Origin of the sequence: Streptomyces cahuitamycinicus (assembly GCF_002891435.1) — a bacterium.
GTDB classification, from domain to species: domain Bacteria; phylum Actinomycetota; class Actinomycetes; order Streptomycetales; family Streptomycetaceae; genus Streptomyces; species Streptomyces cahuitamycinicus.
Window position 1 is genome coordinate 1 of sequence record NZ_POUC01000943.1, and the last position, 591, is coordinate 591.

Annotated in this window: 1 pseudogene; it reads right to left on the minus strand. The window is 72.9% G+C overall.

From position 1 onward, the window contains the following. Window positions 1-257: 257 nt before the first annotated feature. Window positions 258-591 (minus strand): annotated as a pseudogene (locus C1J00_RS47525) (aspartate aminotransferase family protein); the annotation flags it as partial.

Consider the following 591-nt stretch of genomic DNA (forward strand, 5'->3'; position numbering starts at 1 on the left):
AGATGTGTATAAGAGGCAGGGGCTGTGGTCGTCCGGGGCTGCGGTCGTACGGGTCGCGAGCGTGCGGGCTCATGGCGCGCCAGGCGGCTGACAGCCAGACGACTGACTGACAGACGACTGGCAGGCAGACCGCGGCAGGCAGACGGCTGGGCGCCGGGCGCAGGGGCGGGCAGACGGCTGAGGGAGACGCCTCACAGGCGGGCATCGATGCGGACTCCGGTGTGGAACGGCGGCCAGCCGTAGAAGCTCACTGCGGCTCAGGGTGCGGCTGCCGGGCCACCCCCACGGCATCGGGCCGCTGTCCGGACCGCGTCGGCCAGGCGGTCCATCACGGCGGCCGCTTGTTCATCGGTGAGGGTCAGTGGCGGCAGCAGCTGCACGACGCTCGTGTGACGGCCGCCGAGTCCGACGATGAGGCCCCGCCGCAGGCACTCCTGCTGGATCGCAGCGGCCAGTCCGGGGGCGGCGGGCAGGGGTTGGCGTCCGCTGGGCGGCATCACCGATGCCGCCACGCCGCCCTCCGCAGCTCCTGGAGCGCCCGAAAAGCCGGAGTCCCCCTCCGCCTCCGGATCCACCAGCTCGACCCCGATC